The organism is Aestuariivita sp. (assembly GCF_049276915.1).
Classification (GTDB): Bacteria; Pseudomonadota; Alphaproteobacteria; order Rhodobacterales; family Rhodobacteraceae; genus Aestuariivita.
This window is the reverse complement of the sequence record NZ_JBASXK010000152.1, coordinates 1-21940: the sequence shown is the minus strand read 5'-3', so window position 1 is coordinate 21940 and position 21940 is coordinate 1. Positions and strand designations below refer to the sequence as shown.

Sequence of the window (21940 nt, the reverse complement as noted above, 5' to 3'; positions counted from 1 at the left end):
TACCGCCATCATGGCGGGGATCGCGGGTGCGCTTTATTATCCACAAGCCGGGATCATCAATCCGGCCGAGGTTGCGCCCATCGCGTCGATCTATCTGGCGGTCTGGGTCGCAATTGGCGGTCGGGGACGGCTCTATGGCGCGGTCATCGGCGCGGCCTTTGTCTCTCTCTTGTCAACGTGGTTCACGGGCGGGCAGGCCCCCGACATCAACCTTGGGTTTTACACGGTGCAATGGGTGGATTGGTGGACTGTTCTGTTGGGTTTGTCCTTTGTCTGCGTGACCCTGTTTGCGCCCAAAGGTATCGGGGGGCTGTTCGATCTGATCGCCGACCGTCGCAGCCCTGACCGGCATGGCGCGGATCTGGGCCCGGATGCCGGGGCTCTGCGCGAAAAGGAGGCTGACAGATGAATACGCTGCTTGAGGTCTCGGGTGTCTCTGTCTCGTTTGACGGGTTCAAGGCGATCAACAACCTGTCCTTTCAGATCGCTGAACGGGAACTGCGCGCCGTGATCGGGCCGAATGGCGCAGGCAAGACGACCTTCATGGATATCATCACCGGAAAGACCCGGCCCGATGAGGGGCGCGTGATTTACGGGGACAAAGGCGTGTCGCTGCTGTCGATGTCCGAAAGCCGCATTGCGCAGGCCGGAGTGGGCCGCAAGTTTCAGCGCCCCACCGTGTTCGAGGATCAAAGCGTGGCGGACAACCTGATCCTTGCCCTGCGCAAGCCACGCGGACCTTTCGCCGTTCTGGGCTTCAGGGCGGCCCCGGCCGATCACGCCAAGATCGAAGACCTTGCAGCCCAGATCGGTCTGGCCGGGGCTCTTCACCGCAAGGCGGGCGAGTTGAGCCATGGGCAGAAACAGTGGCTTGAGATCGGCATGTTGCTGGCGCAGGAGCCGAAGCTGCTGCTGGTCAATGAACCGGCAGCCGGCATGACACCTGCCGAGAGGGAACATACCACGGATATCCTGCGCGAGGCGGCAAAGACCCGCGCTGTCGTGGTGGTCGAGCATGACATGGAGTTCGTGCGCCGGCTGGATTGCAAAGTATCCGTATTGCATGAAGGGTCTTTGCTGGCCGAAGGCTCGATTGATCATGTGACGAAGAACCAGAAAGTCATCGAGGTCTATCTTGGACGCTGACATCCTCAAAACCCAAGGTCTGACGTTGCACTACGGCGGCAGCCAGATCCTGAACGGCATCGACATGATCGCACGCAAGGGCGAGATCACCTGCGTGATGGGCACCAATGGCGTGGGCAAAACCAGCCTGCTCAAGGCGATTTCCGGCACGCATCCCTATTCAGGCGGAACGGTGACGCTGACGGGGGAACCCTGCAACCATGCCAGCGCGCATGTACTGGCGCAAAAAGGTGTCGGCTATGTCCCACAGGGGCGCGATATCTTTCCGCTGTTGAGCGTGAAGGAGAACCTTGAAACCGGCTTTGCCTGCCTGCCGCGGCAGGATCACGTGATCCCGGAGAAGATCTTTGAACTGTTTCCCATTCTGCGGGATTTCCTGAACCGTCGCGGCGGGGACCTGTCGGGCGGTCAGCAACAACAACTGGCGATCGCGCGCGCGTTGATCGCGCAGCCCAAGCTGCTGTTGCTGGATGAGCCGACCGAGGGCATCCAGCCCAACATCATCCAGCAGATCGGCAAGGTGATCGAACTTCTGCGCGAACAGGGAGAGATGGCGATCATCCTGGTCGAGCAGTATTTTGATTTCGCCTATGATCTGGGGGACATGTTCTATGTGCTTGAACGCGGATCAGTGCGGTTGAGTGGGCGAAAGGGAACGGTGGACCGTGCCGAGCTGTTGCGCGGCGTGTCGGTCTGAACCACGGCACGACGACGGCGCGATTGTCACGTCTGGTCCCCATAAGGGGTAATTTATTGATGTTCCTGAAAATTGGAGCGGGCGAGGCGATTCGAACGCCCGACCCTAACCTTGGCAAGGTTATGCTCTACCCCTGAGCTACGCCCGCATCCATTGGGTGAGGCGTGAGATACTGATCCGAGGCTCAGGCTTCAAGAGGAAAATGCGCATCCGGGCAAAAAAGTTTCGCCGCTGGCCCGGGTCGTGTTTCGCCCGGTACGTGAGAGCGCCGCAGCCTTGGCGGCGCTCCTGGTTCCGCCCGATGCAAAGCAGGGTTTTGCAGCCTGTGGAGGCTCATTCGAATTCGATCAGCAGATCCTTTGCATCGATCTGGCCGGCTGGCTGGACATGCACCGCTTTGACCACGGCGTCGCGCTCGGCATGGATGCCGGTCTCCATCTTCATCGCCTCGATGGTCAGGAGCAGATCGCCTGCCTTGACCTCTTTGCCGGCCTGAGTGGCGACAGTTGCCACGACACCGGGCATCGGGGCTCCGATATGTTTCGGGTTGCCTTCCTCGGCCTTGGGGCGCGCGGCGGTGGTGGATTTCACCAGGCGGTTGGGCACACGGATCACGCGGGGCTGGCCGTTGAGTTCGAAGAACACTTTGACCTCGCCCTTGTCGTCGGTTTCCCCGATCGCCTGACAGCGGATTTCCAGTGTCTTGCCGGGGTCGATTTCGGCTGTGATCTCTTCGCCCGGCTGCATGCCGTAAAAGAACGTCTTGGTCGAAAGCGTGCGCACCGGTCCATATTGGCGGTGGCGGCCCATGTAATCGAGAAAGACCTTGGGATACATGAGATAGCCGCTGAGATCCTCGTCATCGACCGATTTGCCGTTCATCTGTGCCGAGACATCGGCGCGCACCGCTTCAAGATCCACCGGATCGAGATGTTTGCCGGGGCGTTCGGTGTTGGGAGGCTCGTCCTTGAGCACCTTGTGCAGGATCGTATAGGGAAAACCGCCGGGAGGCTGGCCAAGATTGCCGCGCATCATGTCGACGACACTGTCGGGAAAGGCGACATCCGTGTCGGGGTTTTCGACGTCGGCGCGCGTCAGGCCCTGGCTGACCATCATCAGGGCCATATCGCCAACTACCTTGGAGGACGGTGTCACTTTGACGATATCGCCGAACATCTGGTTCACATCCGCATAGGTCTGCGCGACCTCATGCCAGCGCTCTTCCAGCCCCAGAGAGCGCGCCTGCGCCTTGAGGTTGGTGAATTGCCCGCCCGGCATCTCGTGCAGATAGACTTCGGAGGAGGGGGCCTGTTGGCCGGTTTCGAATGCGGCGTAATGGGCGCGCACGGCCTCCCAATAGTCCGATATCTGACGGATCGCCCCGATATCCAGACCGGTGTCGCGATCCGTGTGTTTGAGCGCTTCGACGACTGTGCCCAGTGTCGCCTGAGAGGTGTTGCCAGAAAGCGCATCCATGGCGCAATCCACCGCGTCCACTCCGGCCTCGGAGGCGGCAAGGATCGTCGCGCAGGCAACCCCGGCGGTGTCATGGGTGTGGAAGTGGATCGGCAGGCCGACCTCTTCCTTCAACGCCTTGACCAGCACACGAGCCGCGGCGGGTTTGAGAAGCCCGGCCATGTCCTTGAGGCCCAGCACATGCGCCCCGGCGTCGCGCAGTTCCTTTGCGGTGGCGACATAGTATTTCAGATCATACTTGGATCGGTCGGGATCCATGATGTCGCCGGTGTAACAGACCGCACCTTCACAGACCTTGTTGTTGTCGATCACCGCATCCATGGCCACACGCATGTTTTCAACCCAGTTGAGGCTGTCAAACACGCGGAATACATCCACTCCGGTATTGGCGGCGACGCGCACGAATTCCTTGACCACGTTGTCGGGGTAATTCGTATAGCCCACGCCGTTCGACCCCCGAAGAAGCATCTGTGTCATGACATTGGGCATGGCTTCGCGCAGATCGCGCAGACGCTGCCAGGGACATTCCTGCAGGAAGCGATAGGCCACATCGAAGGTCGCTCCGCCCCAGCATTCCACCGAGAAAAGCTGCGGCAGGTTCGCGGCATAGCTGGGAGCGACGCGGATCATGTCGATCGAGCGCATGCGCGTGGCCAGCAGCGACTGGTGCCCGTCGCGCATCGTGGTATCGGTGATCAGCAACTGGCGTTGTTTGCTCATCCAGTCGGCGACGGCTTGCGGGCCCTTCTGTTCCAGCAGGTTGCGCGTGCCCATCATCGGATCAGTGTGCTGTGCGGGTGGCTTGGGCTCTTTCAGGTCGGCACGCGGGCGGGGACGGTCCTTGACCTCGGGATGCCCGTTCACGGTGATGTCTGCGATATAGGTCAATACCTTGGTGCCCCGGTCGCGACGGCGCGAGAACTGGAACAGTTCGGGTGTCTCATCGATGAACTTGGTGGTGTATTCGTTGGACAGGAATGTCGGGTGCTTGAGCAGGTTCTCGACAAAGGCGATATTGGTCGACACGCCCCTGATGCGGAATTCGCGCAGCGCGCGGTCCATTCGGGCAATCGCCATTTCCGGCGTCGGAGCCTTGGCGGTCACCTTGGTAAGCAGGCTGTCATAATAGCGCGTGATGACACCGCCGGTATAGGCGGTCCCGCCATCCAGTCGGATGCCCATGCCCGTCGCCTCGCGATAGGCGGTTATGCGGCCATAATCGGGGATGAAGTTGTTCTGAGGATCTTCTGTCGTGATCCTGGTTTGCAGCGCATGACCGTTCAACCTGACATCCGCCTGGGTGGGCTTGCCGGTGGCCTGTGCGATGGTCTTGCCTTCGGCGATCAGGATCTGGGCCTGCACGATGTCGATGCCGGTGACTTCCTCGGTGACGGTATGTTCCACCTGAACGCGCGGGTTTACCTCGATGAAGTAGAATTTCCCGGTCTCCATATCCATCAGGAACTCGACCGTGCCGGCGCATTCGTAATTGACGTGTTTGCAGATGCGATAGCCCAGATCACAGATCTCGGCGCGCTGTTCTTCGCTCAGATAGGGTGCGGGGGCGCGTTCCACGACCTTCTGATTGCGGCGCTGGACCGAGCAGTCACGTTCAAAGAGGTGATACATCCCGCCGTGCTTGTCTCCGAGAATCTGTACCTCCACATGGCGCGCACGCAGGATCATCTTTTCCAGATAGCCTTCGCCATTGCCGAAGGCGGCTTCGGCCTCTCGGCGCCCTTCAAGCACCTTTTCCTCCAACTCGGATTCATTCTGGATCGGGCGCATCCCGCGGCCGCCGCCGCCCCAGGAAGCTTTGAGCATCAGCGGATAACCGACTTCTGCCGCCTCGGCGCGAATGGCGTCCATGTCATCGCCCAGAACCTCAGTTGCAGGGATCACGGGCACGCCGGCTTCGATGGCGACTTTGCGCGCGCTGGCCTTGTCGCCCAGAGCGCGCATCGTGTCCGCCTGCGGGCCGATGAAGGTGATTCCGTTCTGGCGACAGGCATCCACGAAATCGGGGTTTTCGCTGAGCAGGCCATAGCCGGGATGGATCGCGTCTGCGCCGCATTCCTTGGCCACCCTGATCATTTCGTCGATTGAAAGATAGGCTTCAACCGGACCAAGCCCTTCGCCGATGCGATAGGCTTCGTCGGCTTTGAAGCGATGCAGCCCCAGCTTGTCCTCTTCGGCGAAAACGGCGACCGTCTTCTTGCCCATCTCATTGGCGGCGCGCATCACGCGGATTGCGATTTCGCCCCGGTTGGCGATGAGGATCTTGCGAAATTCGGTCATGGGCAGCCTCTGAGGTGACGGGTTGCCCTGATCATTATGAAGTTTCCATGAACCCGTAAACCGGTAGAACAGGGCAGATGGCCACTGTTTGCGCAAACGTCGGTTTCTTGAAGGATCACAGCGGTGATTTACTGTTTTTCGAAATCTCGCCGACATGCATTATATGATGCCGTCGGTCTGCGACAATAAATTGTCGAAAAGGGATTGGGCAGCCCTGTCCAGTCCTGTTAGGTCTTGCAAAACCGGGCATCTGCATCCGGGCATCATCAGGGAGCACATCATGCGATTTTCCGGGCTTCGCATCCTCAAGGAGGGCCTGACCGGCAACAAGGGGTGGACACCGCATTGGCGTGATCCCGAGCCCAAGCCTGAATACGATATCCTGATCATCGGTGGTGGCGGGCATGGCCTGGCCACGGCCTATTATCTGGCCAAGGAACATGGGCTGCGCAATATTGCGGTGCTGGAAAAAGGCTATATCGGCGGCGGCAATATCGGGCGCAACACCACGATCGTGCGCGCCAACTACAACATGCCCGGCAACAGCGAGTTTTACAGCCATTCCCTGAAGCTCTGGGAAGGTCTGGAGGAAGATCTGAATTATAACGTGATGCACTCCCAGCGCGGTATCATCAACCTGTTCCATTCGGACGGCCAGCGCGATTATGCGGTGCGCCGTGCCAATTCGATGATCAATCAGGGGGATGATGCGATCATACTGGATCGCGCCGGGGTGCAGAAGATGCTGCCCTACCTGGATCACGACAATGCACGCTTTCCGATCTATGGCGGTCTGTATCATCCGCGCGGGGGAACGGCGCGTCATGACGCCGTGGCCTGGGGCTTTGCCCGGGGTGCCGATCAGCGCGGCGTGGATCTGCTGCAGAATTGCGAAGTCACGGGCATTGATATCGAAGGCGGCAAGGTCACCGGCGTGCAAACCTCCCGCGGGCCGATCCGTGCCAGGAAGGTCGGTATCGTGGTCGCTGGCCGCTCCGGGCAGGTGGCCAGTATGGCGGGCATGCGCCTGCCGATCGAAAGCCATATCCTGCAGGCTTTTGTAACCGAGGGGCTGAAGCCCTGCATCGACCATGTGGTCACGTTCGGGATGGGCCATTTCTATATCAGCCAGTCCGACAAGGGTGGCCTCGTCTTTGGCGGCGACCTTGATTTTTATGCCTCTTATGCGGCGCGCGGGAACCTGCCCATGGCCGAGCATGTCATGGAGGCCGGCATGGCGCTGATGCCGATGATCGGCAAGGCGCGCGTGCTGCGCTCGTGGGGGGGGATCATGGACATGTCGCCCGATGGCTCTCCGGTGATTGATCGCACGCATATCGAGGGGCTCTACCTGAATTGCGGCTGGTGTTACGGCGGATTCAAGGCGGTGCCGGGATCGGGCAATGTCTTTGCCCATCTCATGGCCACGGACCGCTATCACGAGAACGCAACCAGGTTCCGACTGGATCGCTTTCGCGATGGCTATGGGTTGATGGACGAAGAGGGCACGGGCTCTCAACATAACCTGCACTAGGGGGCATGCGCCGGGACATGGGTATTTTTGACCAGAAAGAAGCAGGGGTGCAGCAATGAGGATCACCTGTCCGATTTGCGGGGAACGAGACAGCCGCGAGTTTTCCTGCCAGGGCGCGGATGTTGCGTTGCGCCGTCCTGACCCGGACGCCGGGGTCGAGGCCTGGGACGACTATGTCCATTTGCGCGACAACCCCGCGGGAGAGACGCGCGAACTTTGGCATCATGGTGCGGGCTGTTCCTCTTGGATCGTGGTCACGCGCAACACAATAACCCACGCGGTTTTGGGGGCAGAACTGGCCTCGGAGGTAAAGCGATGAGGATTGCGGGCAAAGGTCTGATCAATCGCAACCGGTCGGTTTCGTTTTCCTTTGATGGCATAACCTATCAGGGGTTCGAGGGCGATACGCTGGCCTCGGCGCTGTTGGCTAATGACGTGCGCCTGATGGCGCGCTCGTTCAAGTATCACCGTCCCCGTGGCGTGCTGAGTGCCGGCAGCGAAGAGCCGAACGCATTGGTGACGGTGGGATCGGGCGCGGGTCAGGAGCCCAACATGCGCGCCACGGTGCAGGAGATCTATTCCGGGCTTGAGGCATGTTCGCAGAACCGCTGGCCGTCGCTGGCCTTTGATCTGATGTCGGTCAATGATCTGGCCTCTCCGTTTCTGGGGGCGGGGTTCTATTACAAGACATTCATGTGGCCGCGTGCGTTCTGGGAAAAGCTCTATGAGCCGGTGATCCGGCGGGCGGCGGGCCTTGGTGCCTTGTCCGGTGTGCCGACCGGGGACATTTACGAGCGCGCCTGGGCGTTTTGCGATCTGCTGGTCATCGGTGCGGGGCCGTCCGGGCTGATGGCGGCCCTGACGGCTGCGCGGGCGGGGCTGGACGTGATACTGGCCGATGAGGACGCGCGCATGGGGGGGCGGCTTCTGGCCGAAACCCATGAGGTGGATGGACGGTCCGGGGCTGCCTGGGTGGACAGTGTGCTTGCTGAACTCGGTGCAATGGACAACGTCCGTCTGATGACGCGCACCACGGTGACCGGGGCCTATGATCAGGGCACCTATGGCGCGCTCGAGCGGGTGGGTCATCACCTGCCGCGCAATGGAAAGCGGCCGCTTGAGACGTTCTGGCGGATCGTGGCGAAACGGTCGATCCTGGCGGCGGGTGCGCTGGAGCGCCCTGTGGCATTCGCAAACAATGATCGTCCGGGGATCATGACTGCAGGGGCGGTACGCAGTTACATCAACCGCTATGGCGTCAGCCCCGGCAAGGCGGTCACTGTCTTTGGCAACAATGATGATGCGCATCGCACGGCACGTGATCTGATCGCGGCGGGCGTTCACGTCGCCGGCGTGATCGATGCGCGCAGCGACGTGGATGTGTCGGTGGAAGCGCCGGTCTACAAAGGCGCGGTCGTCTGCGGCAGCGGTGGTCGGCGGCGGCTGGAAAGCATCACGTTGCGCATGAACGGGCGCGAAGAAAAGATTGCGACGGATTGTCTGGCGATGTCAGGCGGGTGGAACCCGACGGTGCATCTGACCTGCCACATGAATGGGCGTCCGACATGGCGTGAGGACATCCTTGCCTTTGTGCCAACGCCCGGGGCCGTACCCGGAATGGACAGTGTTGGTGCCTGCAACGGGGCGATGTCGACGGCGGCCTGTCTGCGCGAAGGGGAGCAAGCGGGCGCGCGGATCGCGGCGGATCTGGGCAAGACCGCCAGTACGAGGCACCTGCCGGATGCCGAGGATGATCCCTATCGGCTGAGCGCCTTGTGGCATGTGCCGGGCAAGGGGCGGGCCTGGTTGGATTTCCAGAACGATGTGACCGTGAAGGACATCAAGCAGGCTGCGGTCGAGAACTTCCGGTCGGTCGAGCACATGAAGCGCTATACCACCCAGGGCATGGCCACGGATCAGGGAAAGAATTCAAACGTGGCGGCTTTGGCGGTGCTGGCCGATGCCACGGGACGCGGCATTCCCGAAACCGGCACCACCACATTCCGCCCGCCCTATGCGCCGGTTGCGATGGCCGCGATGGGGTCGGGAGCGCAGGGCAAAGGCTTTGCGCCGGAACGCAAGACCACCTCGCACCGGGCCACGTTGGAGCGCAATGCTCCCCTCATCGAGGCCGGCCTGTGGTATCGGCCGAGCTATTTCCCGCAGCCTGGAGAGACGACCTGGCGGCAAAGCTGTGATCGCGAGGTCGGCTATGTACGTGAAGCGGTCGGCATATGCGATGTCTCGACCCTGGGCAAAGTCGATATTCAGGGGCCGGATGCCGCCAAGCTGCTGGATCTGGTGTACACCAACATGTTCTCGAGTCTGCCTGTGGGGCGCGTGCGCTATGGGTTGATGCTGCGCGAGGACGGTCATGTCATGGATGACGGGACCACTGCGCGGCTGGGTGAGACGCATTATGTCATGACAACCACCACTGCGGCGGCGGGCCAGGTGATGAAGCATCTGGAGTTCGTGCATCAGGTTCTGCATCCCGAATGGGATGTGTCCATGATGTCGGTGACCGAGCAGTGGGCGCAGTTCGCGGTGGCCGGACCGAAATCGCGCGCCTTGCTGGATTCGGCGTTGGACACGCCGCTTGATCCGGAGGCGTGGCCGTTCATGGCCTGTGGCGAGATCTCGGTTGGCGGGATCAAGGGGCGATTGTTCCGCATCTCGTTCTCGGGCGAACATGCGTATGAAATCGCACTGCCTGCACGTTATGGCGACAGCCTGTTCCGGCTGCTGGCCTCGCGTGCCGAGGCGATGGACGGGGGTGTCTATGGGATGGAGGCGCTCAACGTCTTGCGGGTCGAGAAAGGATTTATCACCCATTCGGAAATCCATGGCCGTGTGACGGCCTATGATATCGGGATGGAGCGGATGGTGTCGGCCAAGAAGGACTGTATCGGCAAGACCATGGCCGCGCGTCCCGGTTTGATAGATCCGGGTCGCGAACGGCTCGTGGGGCTTAAACCGGCCGGTGCCACCAAGCAGATCCCGGCTGGGGCACATCTGTTCAATGAGGGCGCCGAGGCGATACGGGAAAATGATCAGGGCTATGTGACATCCGTGGCGTTTTCGCCCGCGCTTGGGACCACACTGGCCTTGGCATTCCTGAAGAATGGGCCCGAGCGCTATGGGGAAATCATCCGCATGGTGGATCATACACGCGGGGTCGAAGCCCTGTGCGAGGTGGTGAATCCGGTCTTCTTTGACCCTGAAGGAGTGCGTGTGCGTGGTTGAACTTGTTGACAAAACCCCCTGCGACGGGCTGTTGCCCAAAGAGATCGGCGGCCTGCGCCTCAGCGAAGTCAATGCCGGTCAGATCACGTCGATCACGCCCTACAAAGGCAAGGAAAAGGCCGTGTCTGATGCGCTCAAGGCTGCGTATGGCATGGCCTTTCCGGCTGCGAACCGTGCCACCGGAAAAGAGGGCGCTCGGGCCGTCTGGTTCGCGCGCGGCCAGGCTGTGCTGATGGGTCCGCAGGTGGATGCCGGGCTTGGAGAACATGCGGCACTTACGGATCAGTCCGATGCCTGGGCGGTCGTGCGCCTTGAGGGTGACGGTGCCGAGGATGTGCTGGCGCGGCTTGTTCCCCTGGATTTGCGGGCGCAACACTTCAAGCGGGGGCATACGGCGCGCAGCTATCTGATGCACATGACGTGCAGCGTGACCCGTATTGCCGACAAGGCCTTTCAGATCATGGTGTTTCGCTCGATGGCGGGCACACTTGTTCACGATCTCGAAAGGGCCATGGAAGCTGTCGCGGCGCGCGGGTAACCTTTAGGCCAAGTTTTGATTCCGGAGTCTGCCATGTTGCGTGTTCTCACTGTGTCTGTCTTTGTTGTGTCCGCTGGTATCGGCAATGCCCAGGGAATGGGTGAAGAGACCTGTGACACAACCGCCGGCATCGTGGCGGATGCGCAGGTCATGCGCGCAGAGGGTGATACCGAAACACGCACCATCCGAAAACTTAAGCGCAACTACAAAGAGTTGGGCGAGAACTATGCCGAGCAGGTGATCCCCTTGCTGACCAATTTTGTCTTCATGCAGCCGGAAGCAGCCATGGAGCAGGATTTGGCGGCGTTCTGGAAGCAGACTTGCCTGACGACTGATCTGAGTTCGGTTTTACCGTCGCAATAAAGCTGATAGGCTTTGGCGGATGAGTCTGCCTCCTGGTTTCCTTGATGAACTGCGCAGCCGTACCAGCCTGACACAGGTGGTCGGGCGCAAAGTCATGTGGGATGCGCGCAAGTCCAATCAAGGCAAGGGCGATATGTGGGCTCCATGCCCCTTTCATCAGGAGCAAACCGCGTCGTTTCATGTGGATGACCGCAAGGGGTATTATTACTGCTTTGGCTGCCACGCCAAAGGCGATGCCATCGGGTTTGTGAAAGAAACCGAGAATGTCGGGTTCATGGAAGCCGTCGAAATCCTTGCGCGCGAGGCGGGCATGACGATGCCTGCGCGCGATCCCCAGGCGCAGGAAAAGTTGGACCGGCGTAGCCTTCTGATCGATGTGATGGAGCAGGCGGTGCAGTTCTTCCGCCTCCAGTTGCGCACGGGGGCGGCGGTTGCCGCACGCGATTACCTTGCGGGACGGGGGCTGAAGGATGCGGCCTTGGAACGCTGGGAGATCGGTTTTGCGCCGGATGCCTGGCAGGCGCTCTGGGATCATCTGCGCGGCAAAGGCGTCGAAGAAGAGCTTATTCTGGCTGCGGGCCTCGCCAAGCCGTCAAACAAGGGCAAGAAGCCCTATGACACGTTTCGCAACCGCATCATCTTTCCGATCCGGGATGCGCGCGGACGTGCGATCGCCTTTGGTGGTCGCGCGATGGATCCGTCGGACTCGGCCAAGTATCTGAATTCTCCCGAGACCGAACTCTTCGACAAGGGGCGCAGCCTGTATAATCACGCGCCTGCGCGCACGGCAGCCGGCAAGGGCCAGCCCTTGATCGTGGCCGAAGGCTATATGGATGTCATCGCGTTGAGCGAGGCCGGTTTTGGTGCCTCGGTTGCGCCCCTGGGAACGGCTGTGACCGAAAGCCAGTTGCAGCTGCTCTGGCGCATCGCACCCGAGCCGATCATCGCCCTGGACGGCGATACCGCAGGCATGCGCGCAGCCATGCGTCTGATCGATCTGGCGCTGCCTTTGCTGGAAGCCGGGCAATCGCTGCGATTTGCCGTGATGCCGGACGGTCAGGATCCGGATGATCTGATCCGTGCCAAGGGCCCCAAGGCCGTGCAGGGCGTGCTGGATCAGGCCATTCCGATGGTTCAACTGCTGTGGCAGCGTGAAACCGAAGGCAAGAATTTCGACAGTCCCGAACGCAAGGCTGCGTTGGACAAGGCCCTGCGCGAGAAGATCAAACTGATCAGAGATCCGTCCATTCGTCAGCATTATGGACAGGAAATCAAAGACTTGCGCTGGCAGTTGTTTCGCCCCAAACGCGGGGGAACTGGGCATCGCAAGCCGTGGACGCCAGGCGGGGCCGCCGCGATCACACCTTTGCCGGGAACCAAAAGCTCGCTTTTGGGGGCTGCAGGCGAGGGCGCTGAAGAGCAGATGCGCGAAGCCGTCATTCTGGCGGCTGTCATTGCGACACCGCAGGTCACGGCCGAGTTTGAAGCGGGCATCGAGGCTCTGCGCTGTGTCGATCAGGATTACCGGGATCTGCGCAACATCATCCTGCGTGTCGCGATAGACACACCTGACGCCTTGCACGCGGCCATTGAGGCTGAATTGGGACCGGCTCCTCTTGAAAAGCTGCATGGGCTTCGCCATGTCGCCATAGCACCCTGCATACGCCAGCCCGGTAACGTTGTACTTGCTCAGATGACCCTGGCAGAAGAACTGGCTAAACTGGACGCGTATCGGGGAGTGCTTGCCGAAGTGGCAGAGGCCGCCGAAGATATGAGCGGTGAAGCAGATGAAGCGGTGACCTGGCGGTTGAGTCAGGCTGCCGAGGCCCGGAACCGCGCGATGCGGAGCCATCAGGAGGACAAGGCAGAGTATGACCTTGGGAACAACGGCGCGCGAATCAATCGTGATGAACGCGAGGCCTTTGACGCCCTTCTGGGTAAAATAAGTTTCTCCAAACCGCGACGATAAGCGGTTTTGGTAAAGGAAAACTAAAGAAATACGGGTAGACGGGGTGACGAATCACTCAATAGCGCTAATGATTCGTTTCACGCCGAATCACTCCAGAGCCCCCGGGAGCACTTAATGGCCGCGAAAGACACAAACGAAGATAGTAAGCCGGAAGACCAAGACGCGGACATGTCCTTTGACATGAGCCAAGCCGCTGTAAAGAAGATGATCGGCGCGGCGCGCGAAAAGGGTTACATCACCTACGACCAGCTTAATCAGGTTTTGCCGCCCGATCAGGTCAGTTCGGAACAGATCGAAGACGTGATGTCGATGTTGTCCGAAATGGGCATCAACATCATAGAGGATGAGGAGGCCGAAGAGGAAGAGCAGAAAGGCTCGACCGAGGTCACCACAACCGAGGGTGCGCGCGACCTGACGCTTGGCTCTACGGGTCAGGAAAAGCTGGATCGCACCGACGACCCGGTGCGGATGTACCTGCGCGAGATGGGTTCGGTTGAACTGCTCAGCCGTGAGGGCGAGATTGCCATCGCCAAACGGATCGAGGCGGGCCGCAACACCATGATCCTCGGGCTGTGTGAAAGCCCGCTGACATTTCAGGCGATCACGATCTGGCGCGAAGAGCTTCTGAGCGAAGACATCCTTCTGCGCGATGTGATTGATCTGGAAACCACCTTCTCGGGCCAGTTGGGCGAGGATGGTGAGGTCGACGAACCCGTCGTTGATGCCTCCAATGTGTCCGTGTCTGCCAAGAAAGATGAGGATGGCGACAGCCCGGAACTGGATGCGGACGGCAATCCGATTGCCAACGATGATGACGACGAAGACGACGAACAGGCCAACATGTCGCTGGCCGCGATGGAAGCCGCGTTGAAGGATCAAGTGCTGAACACGCTTGAAATCATTGCCAACGATTATGCTCAGCTCAGCGAAATGCAGGATAGCCGGATTTCGGCTACGCTGAACGAGGACAACTCGTTCTCAAGCCATCAGGAAGAAGTCTATCAGTCGCTGCGCTCGGAGATCGTAGAGCTGGTGAATGGCCTGCACCTTCACAACAACCGTATCGAAGCGTTGATCGATCAGCTTTATGGCATCAACCGCCGTGTGATGGCGATTGACTCGTCCATGGTCAAACTGGCGGATCAGGCGCGCATCAACCGCAAGGAATTCGTGGACGCCTATCGCGGGCGCGAGCTGGATCCCAACTGGCTGTCTGAAATGGCCGAAAAGTCGGGTCGGGGCTGGCAGATGTTCATCGAACGCTCGTCAGACAAGGTCGAAGAGCTGCGCGCGGAAATGGCCCAGGTGGGTCAGTATGTGGGTCTTGATGTGTCCGAGTTCCGCCGCATCGTGAACCAGGTGCAAAAGGGCGAGAAGGAAGCGCGTCAGGCCAAGAAGGAAATGGTCGAGGCCAACCTGCGCCTGGTCATCTCGATCGCCAAGAAATACACCAACCGTGGCCTGCAATTCCTTGATCTCATTCAGGAAGGTAACATCGGTCTGATGAAGGCGGTCGACAAGTTCGAATACCGTCGCGGCTATAAGTTCTCGACCTATGCCACGTGGTGGATCCGTCAGGCGATCACCCGATCCATTGCGGATCAGGCGCGCACGATCCGTATCCCCGTGCATATGATCGAAACCATCAACAAGCTGGTGCGTACAGGGCGTCAGATGCTGCATGAGATCGGGCGCGAACCGACACCCGAAGAACTGGCCGAAAAGCTGCAGATGCCGCTTGAGAAGGTTCGCAAGGTGATGAAGATCGCCAAGGAACCGATCTCTCTGGAAACCCCGATCGGGGACGAGGAAGACAGCCAGCTTGGAGATTTCATCGAGGACAAGAATGCCGTGCTGCCACTGGACAGCGCCATTCAGGAAAACCTCAAGGAAACGACAACGCGGGTCCTGGCTTCGCTTACTCCACGCGAGGAACGTGTGCTGCGGATGCGCTTTGGCATCGGCATGAACACCGACCACACTCTGGAAGAGGTGGGTCAGCAGTTCAGCGTGACGCGCGAACGGATCCGCCAGATCGAAGCGAAAGCCCTGCGCAAGCTCAAGCATCCAAGCCGATCGCGCAAGCTCAGGTCGTTCCTGGATCAATAACGCACGACGTCTTGACGTTCGTCAGACAAAAGCACGTGCCTTTTCATCCAAAGGCACGTGGGTATGCATAACTGGACGGCCGGAGTGTGACCGGCCAGTTTTTCGCCATGCGTCATCTCGCGCAGTAAAACTTGCGTGAGAGGTGCTGGCAGTCTTTAGCGATCAAGTCACGTTATGACCAAGTCACGTAAAGACGAATTGACAACTGGAGTCCTAGCCATGCGCCGATTGATTGCCCTTGCCGCCATAACCGCTCTGCTGCCCCTTGGTGCGCAGGCATATACTGCAACAAACCGCTTGAAGGTCGCTCCGATCAGCGACTCCGTTTTTGAGGTTGTTGCGCGCGGAGGAACGGGTGCACGCGATTTCTGGTGTGCCGCCGGAGACTATGCGCTGAAGCAAGGCGCTCGCTCGAATGCGCGCATATACTTGGCTGGTGGTCGGCAGCCGTCTGTCTCCGAACCAGGGCGCACGGCGACACGGTTTACCTTGTCGCCTGACGCTGCGGGCATCACTCCAATCGCGCCACAACTGGTGCTGACGGTAGACGTGGTTGGTGATAACATCTCGGTTGCATCTGCACGCGAGTATTGCGCGGTCGATATCAGCCGAGGATAAGTGGAGGAACCAGATGAAACATCTTACCAACCTGTCCGTAATCGCCGCGCTGGCCGTGGCGGTTACAGCTCCGACCAGTGCCTTTGCATTTCGCGCGATGAACAACCTCAAGGTCAATCCAGAGGGTCAGTTCAGCTTTGAGGTTATCCAGAGTGGCGGCATATCGGCGGCTGACGTCTGGTGCGCTGCTGGCGATTATGCCCAAAGGGTGCTGAAGGTTGCACAGACACAGCAGGTTTACCTGATTGAAGGTAAACATATGGCGCGCACCGAAACGCGCGAGCGCTTTGGCTATAGTTTTTCGCTGACGCCGCCGAAGGAAGCGGCCAACTTTACCAGCAAGCCTCTCACATTGAGCCTCAAGAACATCGGCGACAGTCTGAGTGTCTCGTTCGCTCGCCAGTATTGTTACAACGGCTTGGATGACCGGATGCGCATTTTCCCCTGAGATTTTGGTGCAGCACAGGTTTGATATCTCGACCAAGGGCCCGGGTCTCTATGAGGTCACCGGGCCTGTTTGCGAGTGGGTGAGAGCCTCTGGAGTGACATCGGGGCTGCTTACGCTTTTTGTTCGCCATACCAGTGCGTCCCTTCTTATTCAGGAAAACTCCGACCCCGAGGTGCAAGACGATCTGCGCGCCTTCTTTGACAGGCTTGTTCCGCCCTCGGATCATCCGGCGATGGCGTATCTGCGTCATACGTATGAAGGCCCGGACGATATGCCCGCTCACATCAAGGCCGCCATGATGCCGGTCAGCCTGTCCGTGCCCGTTGCACAGGGCCGCCCCATGCTTGGCACCTGGCAGGGCATTTATCTGTTTGAGCATCGTCGCGCCGCCCAGTCCCGGCAGGTGGCCGCCCAGTTGATGGCAGACTGACAGCGCATGATGTTGGGGGATACATTTCCCCTCTACCCAAACCCTAGCGTTGTGCCTATAGTTGTGGATAAGTGGGCCATACGTCCCACAACAGAGGCAGAAAACTGGATAAGGGGGACGCCCATGCGCTGCCCGTTTTGTGGAAATATTGACACTCAGGTGAAAGACTCCCGACCGGCGGAGGATCACGTTTCCATTCGCAGGCGGCGCTTTTGCCCGGCATGCGGCGGACGGTTCACCACCTATGAGCGCGTGCAACTGCGCGACCTTGTTGTGATCAAGACATCGGGCAAACGCGAAGATTTCGACCGTGACAAGCTGGAACGGTCTATCCGCATCTCCATGCAGAAGCGTCCGATCGAACCAGAGCGCATCGATCAGATGATCTCGGGCATCGTGCGGCGTTTGGAAAGCATGGGCGAAACCGACATCGGCTCCAAGCAGATCGGCGAGATCGTAATGGAAGCCTTGGCCCGGATCGACACCGTGGCCTATGTGCGCTTTGCCAGTGTTTACAAGAACTTCCAGGCAGCGGACGATTTCGAAGACTTCGTGGCAGAACTGCGTCCACCCACCGCGCCTGAAAGCTAACGGGCTATGGGCAAGGCCACCGATACCAGGTGGATGCGTCTGGCCCTGTCGCTTGGTCGGCGGGGTCAGGGGCATGTCTGGCCCAATCCGGCGGTGGGCTGCGTCATCATTCGGGATGGTCACGTGGTCGGTCGCGGCTGGACACAGCCCGGCGGCCGGCCCCATGCCGAGACCCAGGCGCTGGCACAGGCCGGTGATGCGGCGCGTGGAGCCACCGCCTATGTCAGCCTTGAGCCCTGCTCTCATCATGGTCAGACGCCCCCCTGCACCGACGCGCTGATTGCGGCAGGCCTGTCACGTGTGGTGGCTCCGATCGAGGACAGCGATGCGCGGGTAGCGGGGCAGGGGTTTGAAAAACTGCGCGCGGCCGGTATCCACGTGACGACGGGCATCTGTTCCGACGAGGCCGCACAGGATCATGCCGGGTTTTTCCTCAAGACGGATCTTGGGCGGCCGTGGGTCACTCTCAAGCTTGCGTCCAGCTTTGACGGGCGGATTGCAACCGCTACGGGGCAAAGCCAATGGATCACCGGTCCTGAGGCACGACGCATGGTGCATGCGATGCGGGCGCGCCATGATGCGGTCATGGTCGGTGGCGGGACGGCGCGAACGGATGATCCATCCCTGACGGTGCGTGATCTTGGTACCGCGCATCAGCCTGTGCGCATCGTGATTTCGCGCAGGCTTGACCTGCCTCTGATGAGCCAGCTTGCGCGCAGCGCCCGGGATGTGCCGGTCTGGCTGATGCATGGCAGCGATGCGGATATCGAACGTCGCGCCGCCTGGGAAGGACTGGGCGCGCGATTACTGCCTGTGTCCGTTTCGGGCGCACAGCTTGATCCTGCCGATATGCTGCAACAGCTGGGTGCGGCGGGTCTGACTCGGGTGTTTTGCGAGGGAGGCAGCGCCTTGGCAGCATCGCTTCTGGGCGCGGATCTGGTGGATGAGCTGGTGGGCTTTTCCGCGGGTCTGGTGGTCGGCGCAGAGGGGCTGCCTGCGATCGGGGCCATGGGCCTTGATCGTCTGGACTCGGCACCCCGGTTTGCCTTGCTCGAATGCCGGCCTGTCGGGGCCGATATCCTGCACCGCTGGCATCGCGCCCTTGCCTGATCGAACTGGCTTGAAAGCCTATCCGGCAGCGCGATTGGCGACATTCGAAGGCGTCAACGCCTGTGTCCATGCAGCCCCCTGTTCGAAGCTGCCGGAATGTTCAGCCACGAGTGGCGCGCGATCTGAAACAGGCGCGTATAGATTGGCTTGCTGGCCGCGACATGACGCTTCAGCGCCAGAGATACGCATAAGTGGCAAGCAGTCCCTGCGCCTTGGCAAGCAGCCTGTTTCCCGCGCCGGGATGAGGCAGGCGACCTGAGGCCAGCCGGTTCACGACAACTTCGACCGGACAGGTCTGTCGGGTGATCGGGTCAAAATAGCGCGCATAGTCAATCAGGACCGCATGCACGAGGCCGTTCAGACCCGGTTGTGCCTGTCGCCTCTCGGGAACCACGCCCAGATCGGTCGTGAGGCCCCAACCTGCGTAAAACGGCGCGCCGAAGGTGGTTACGGCGCACCCGCGCAAAAGCGCTTCAAAGCCCGTGCCCGAGGTCATTGTCCAAACTTCATGGCATTGTGCAATTAGGGTCGCCGGATCGGCCCGGGTCGCGACGACATCAGCCAGATCAGTCGCGTCGATCTTGCCGGCCCGCAAACCCGCTTCGACATCAGGATGTGGCTTGTAGATCAGGATCGCATCGGGATTGGCGGCGCGTACGGCCTCCAGAAGCGCCAGATTGGTGCGCACGGAGCCCGCGCCCCTGAGGATCGAGGCGTCGTCTTCCACCTGACCCGGAACCAGAATGCGGTGCCCTTCGGGCAGTTCCGGCAGCGCGCCGCCCAGATTGTATTTGCTCAGCCCCTTGTCGGTGAGCGCCCGGATCAGCCGCTCTGCGCGCATCGCCTGATCAGTGCGCAACGTCTCGCGTTCGGCAATCCAGTGTTCCAGTCGGCTTGGACGCGAAGGATCGTAATAGATGCCCAGATCATCCAGAACCAGAGAGAGCGGGGGGATCAGTTCCGCGCCCAGTCCCTTTGAGCGCAGGAAACCATCTTCAACGCGCACCGCATTTTCGTGGTCCGGCCCAGCCTTGCCAGCCCAGACCATCCATGGACGACCCGTTGCCTGGGCGCGGGCAGCGTCGTCTTCATAGATGATTTTCTTTTGTTGACCAAAGACCTGTTGGAGCGGTTTGCGTTTCCACAAGCGCATGCCGCTTGCGACCCAGCCGTCGCGATCCGTGCGAAAGGCGTCTACCTGTGCCTCGAGAATATCCAGCACGCGTTCCAACTCGCAAAGGTCGTCCGCGAACGGGTCGTACCATTTCGGATAGAGGATCATTGCCGCTGCGAACAGCTGCGCGCGGGTGAGTTTGCGTTGACGATGCGGCAGGTCTGCGAAATCAACCGTCAGGCCCCAGCCCGCATAGAACGGCGTGCCGAAGACACGCGGAGTGTGACCGGCAAGGATGGCCTCAAACCCCATCTGAGAGGAAACGGTATAGACGCCGACCGCCCCTTCAAACAGGGTCCAGGGGCTCACGGGATCGCTGAAGAGCCGAACGCGGTGGCTTTCGTCTGCCGTGTCGAAATAGCCGCCGCGAAACCCGGCCTGTGTTTCGGGGTGCGTCTTGATGAGGATATCTGCGCCCGGGTTCTCTTCCTGCGCAATGACAAGCATTTCGCGAAAGCGCGCGCGATCAGCCCCGCTGGCAGTGACAGAAGCGTCACCCTCGGTTTGGTCAATCACCAGCACATATCCCGGATCGGGAACGGGCAGGGTGGGGTCATGGGCGTTGTATTTTGACAGATGCGCTTCTTTCATGCGCAGCATCGCATGGCGTGCCCGATCCAGCAGCACCGTGTCATCAAGGGGCGCGCGCAGAAGCATCTGTTCAAGCTCCGAGGGCTGGCGCGCGTCGAAATGCACGCCGCTCAGATCAAGATGCAGGCCGATGGGTGGCTCGCCGGCGCGGCCGGGATGGATGGAGCGCAAAAAGGCGTCTTCGACCCGCAGAATGGGGGCGTCGCGCTTCTCGGCCACGCTCAGACCGCGATGGGCGGTGGGGCTGTTGCCCCAGATGCCAACCAGGTCGTCGGGACCGGGCGTGCCCAGCCTGACCTGATATCCCGCAAGCGTCAGGATCCTGCGGAGCCGTGATTGGGTCAGAAACCCGCCGTTATAGACGAAAAGCCGCCGGTGAGAGGTCTCACCGGCGGCAGGCATGTCCCGTTCAGGGGGCATATCAGAATGAAGACGTAATCGAGCCAAGTCCGCTCACGGTCGTCAGGCCGCCTGTGAGCGATGCGAGTGTTTTGTTCCACTGGCTCAGCGGCGCTTCGGTCACATAGAGCGTGTCGCTGTCGCGGATCACGAAATCACGCGCAAGAAACAGCCCGTTGGGTTCGGTCAGGTCCAGAACATAGACCAGCCGCTGCGCACCGATCAGATCTTCGCGGCCCAGGACGGCCCCTGCGATTTCGGATGGTTCATTGCGCAGAACGAACACACCGGTTGGATCGGCTGTAAAGCTGGCCAGACCACCAACCTGGGCAATCGCCTCAAGCGCAGAGAGGTTCTGGCTGATGAACGGAATGCGCGATTGGGTGTTTGTGGCCCCAAGAGCCGTAAAGGTGCGGGTGTCTTCTTCGACAAAGATCCGGTCCCCGCCACGCAGAGCGATATCAAGCGCGGGGTTTTCGACCAGATCGTTGTACCAGACCGTACCCTTGTGTTCGCCCCGGCTCACGGTGATCTTGGTGATTTCGGGCTCGGTCGCGATACCGCCTGCTGTTGCCAGCATTCCCGACAATGTCCGGTTCGGGCGTTCGATTTCAAACACGCCCTGACCGCCGGCCCCGATGAGCGTCACGGTTGCGCCATCACCGGCAAGGCGGCGCACCTGCACCTGCGGATCGGGCGTTTGCTCCTGGAGCTGGCGCGTGATTACTCCGCGCAGCGCTTCGGGTGTGTTGCCGGCTGCGCGCACACGACCCGCATAAGGCACGAAGATAAAGCCCGCGCTGTCGACCTGCACTTCTTCCAGAGTGGTCGAGTTTGCGCCCGCACTGGCCAGAAGGCCATCATCGACGTTTTCCCAGATCGTGAGGCCCAGCGTGTCGCCGGGGCGGATTGTATCCGCGGTCAGGACCGAGGCGTTCTTGAAGGCCTCTGAAAAACCAAGCGCGGGTGCCAGAGCGGTTGCGCGGTTTACCCGGTCATTGACCTGCACGATGAACGCATCGCCCTCGCGCTGAACAGAACCTGCGAAAATCTGGCGTTTGTTTGGACCTGCATTTTGAAGTGGTCCTGCTTTTTAGGACAGGTTTGCGGCTTGGCTAAGATGCATCTGGTTTATGTTCATGCCGCTTTTCGTGTTTCACTTTGTTCGAAGTATGCCGCGTCTGGCGTGCGCTTGTCGAGGGC

At 60.4% G+C, this 21940-nt stretch carries 18 protein-coding genes and 1 tRNA gene; 15 read left to right on the top strand and 4 right to left on the bottom strand.

Going from position 1 to position 21940, the window contains the following annotated elements; translation table 11 throughout:
- The 3 genes from WAO69_RS16155 to urtE form a co-directional block, all read left to right on the top strand.
- A partial coding sequence (locus tag WAO69_RS16155; RefSeq protein WP_422181002.1) for an ABC transporter permease subunit occupies window positions 1-409 on the top strand: 409 nt, incomplete at its 5' end.
- A complete protein-coding gene (urtD, locus tag WAO69_RS16150) occupies window positions 406-1146 on the top strand; it encodes an urea ABC transporter ATP-binding protein UrtD (RefSeq protein WP_422181000.1) in 741 nt (246 codons plus the stop codon). The genes WAO69_RS16155 and urtD, both read left to right, overlap by 4 nt.
- A 1-nt stretch (window position 1147) precedes the next feature.
- On the top strand, window positions 1148-1843 hold the full coding sequence (gene urtE, locus WAO69_RS16145; protein WP_422181006.1) for an urea ABC transporter ATP-binding subunit UrtE: 696 nt from the start codon (window positions 1148-1150) through the stop codon (window positions 1841-1843).
- Between the two features lie 73 nt (window positions 1844-1916).
- On the opposite strand, the gene WAO69_RS16140 is transcribed toward urtE, so the two are convergent.
- Both WAO69_RS16140 and WAO69_RS16135 read right to left on the bottom strand, forming a co-directional pair.
- A tRNA-Gly gene (locus WAO69_RS16140) sits at window positions 1917-1991 on the bottom strand.
- A 185-nt stretch (window positions 1992-2176) separates the two neighbouring features.
- Window positions 2177-5617 carry a pyruvate carboxylase gene (locus WAO69_RS16135; protein ID WP_422180998.1) on the bottom strand — a complete coding sequence of 1147 codons (3441 nt, stop codon included), beginning with the start codon at window positions 5615-5617 and terminating at the stop codon, window positions 2177-2179.
- Between the two features lie 280 nt (window positions 5618-5897).
- On the opposite strand from WAO69_RS16135, the gene WAO69_RS16130 reads away from it, so the two are divergent.
- From WAO69_RS16130 to ribD, 12 genes are all read left to right on the top strand, one after another.
- Window positions 5898-7151, top strand: a complete 1254-nt coding sequence (locus WAO69_RS16130) for a sarcosine oxidase subunit beta family protein (protein WP_422180995.1) — start codon at window positions 5898-5900, stop codon at window positions 7149-7151.
- Between the two features lie 55 nt (window positions 7152-7206).
- Complete coding sequence (locus WAO69_RS16125) at window positions 7207-7470, top strand: sarcosine oxidase subunit delta (protein ID WP_422180993.1); 264 nt, start codon at window positions 7207-7209, stop codon at window positions 7468-7470.
- Window positions 7467-10397 (top strand): sarcosine oxidase subunit alpha family protein, encoded by a 2931-nt coding sequence (locus WAO69_RS16120; RefSeq protein WP_422180991.1) that lies wholly within the window; start codon window positions 7467-7469, stop codon window positions 10395-10397. The genes WAO69_RS16125 and WAO69_RS16120 overlap by 4 nt, the downstream gene beginning before the upstream one ends.
- The gene (locus tag WAO69_RS16115) at window positions 10390-10935 is read left to right on the top strand and encodes a sarcosine oxidase subunit gamma (RefSeq protein WP_422180989.1); all 546 of its coding nucleotides are present in this window, start codon (window positions 10390-10392) and stop codon (window positions 10933-10935) included. The genes WAO69_RS16120 and WAO69_RS16115 overlap by 8 nt, the downstream gene beginning before the upstream one ends.
- A gap of 33 nt (window positions 10936-10968) precedes the next feature.
- Entirely contained in the window at window positions 10969-11298 is a 330-nt protein-coding gene (locus tag WAO69_RS16110) for a hypothetical protein (RefSeq protein ID WP_422180987.1), read from the top strand.
- A 19-nt stretch (window positions 11299-11317) separates the two neighbouring features.
- Complete coding sequence (gene dnaG, locus WAO69_RS16105; RefSeq protein ID WP_422180985.1) at window positions 11318-13267, top strand: DNA primase; 1950 nt, start codon at window positions 11318-11320, stop codon at window positions 13265-13267.
- A gap of 114 nt (window positions 13268-13381) precedes the next feature.
- Entirely contained in the window at window positions 13382-15376 is a 1995-nt protein-coding gene (gene rpoD / locus WAO69_RS16100) for an RNA polymerase sigma factor RpoD (protein ID WP_422180984.1), read from the top strand.
- 174 nt (window positions 15377-15550) lie between these two features.
- On the top strand, window positions 15551-15994 hold the full coding sequence (locus tag WAO69_RS16095; protein WP_422180982.1) for a hypothetical protein: 444 nt from the start codon (window positions 15551-15553) through the stop codon (window positions 15992-15994).
- A 13-nt stretch (window positions 15995-16007) separates the two neighbouring features.
- A complete protein-coding gene (locus tag WAO69_RS16090) occupies window positions 16008-16442 on the top strand; it encodes a hypothetical protein (protein ID WP_422180980.1) in 435 nt (144 codons plus the stop codon).
- 7 nt (window positions 16443-16449) lie between these two features.
- Entirely contained in the window at window positions 16450-16872 is a 423-nt protein-coding gene (locus WAO69_RS16085) for a secondary thiamine-phosphate synthase enzyme YjbQ (RefSeq protein ID WP_422180978.1), read from the top strand.
- A gap of 123 nt (window positions 16873-16995) precedes the next feature.
- Complete coding sequence (nrdR, locus tag WAO69_RS16080) at window positions 16996-17463, top strand: transcriptional regulator NrdR (protein WP_422180975.1); 468 nt, start codon at window positions 16996-16998, stop codon at window positions 17461-17463.
- A 6-nt stretch (window positions 17464-17469) separates the two neighbouring features.
- Window positions 17470-18573, top strand: coding sequence for a bifunctional diaminohydroxyphosphoribosylaminopyrimidine deaminase/5-amino-6-(5-phosphoribosylamino)uracil reductase RibD (gene ribD, locus WAO69_RS16075; protein ID WP_422180973.1), 1104 nt, complete (start codon window positions 17470-17472; stop codon window positions 18571-18573).
- Between the two features lie 169 nt (window positions 18574-18742).
- On the opposite strand, the gene WAO69_RS16070 is transcribed toward ribD, so the two are convergent.
- The gene (locus tag WAO69_RS16070; protein WP_422180971.1) at window positions 18743-20758 is read right to left on the bottom strand and encodes a capsular polysaccharide biosynthesis protein; all 2016 of its coding nucleotides are present in this window, start codon (window positions 20756-20758) and stop codon (window positions 18743-18745) included.
- A gap of 1 nt (window position 20759) precedes the next feature.
- Window positions 20760-21788, bottom strand: coding sequence for a polysaccharide biosynthesis/export family protein (locus WAO69_RS16065; protein WP_422181004.1), 1029 nt, complete (start codon window positions 21786-21788; stop codon window positions 20760-20762).
- Window positions 21789-21940: the final 152 nt, after the last annotated feature.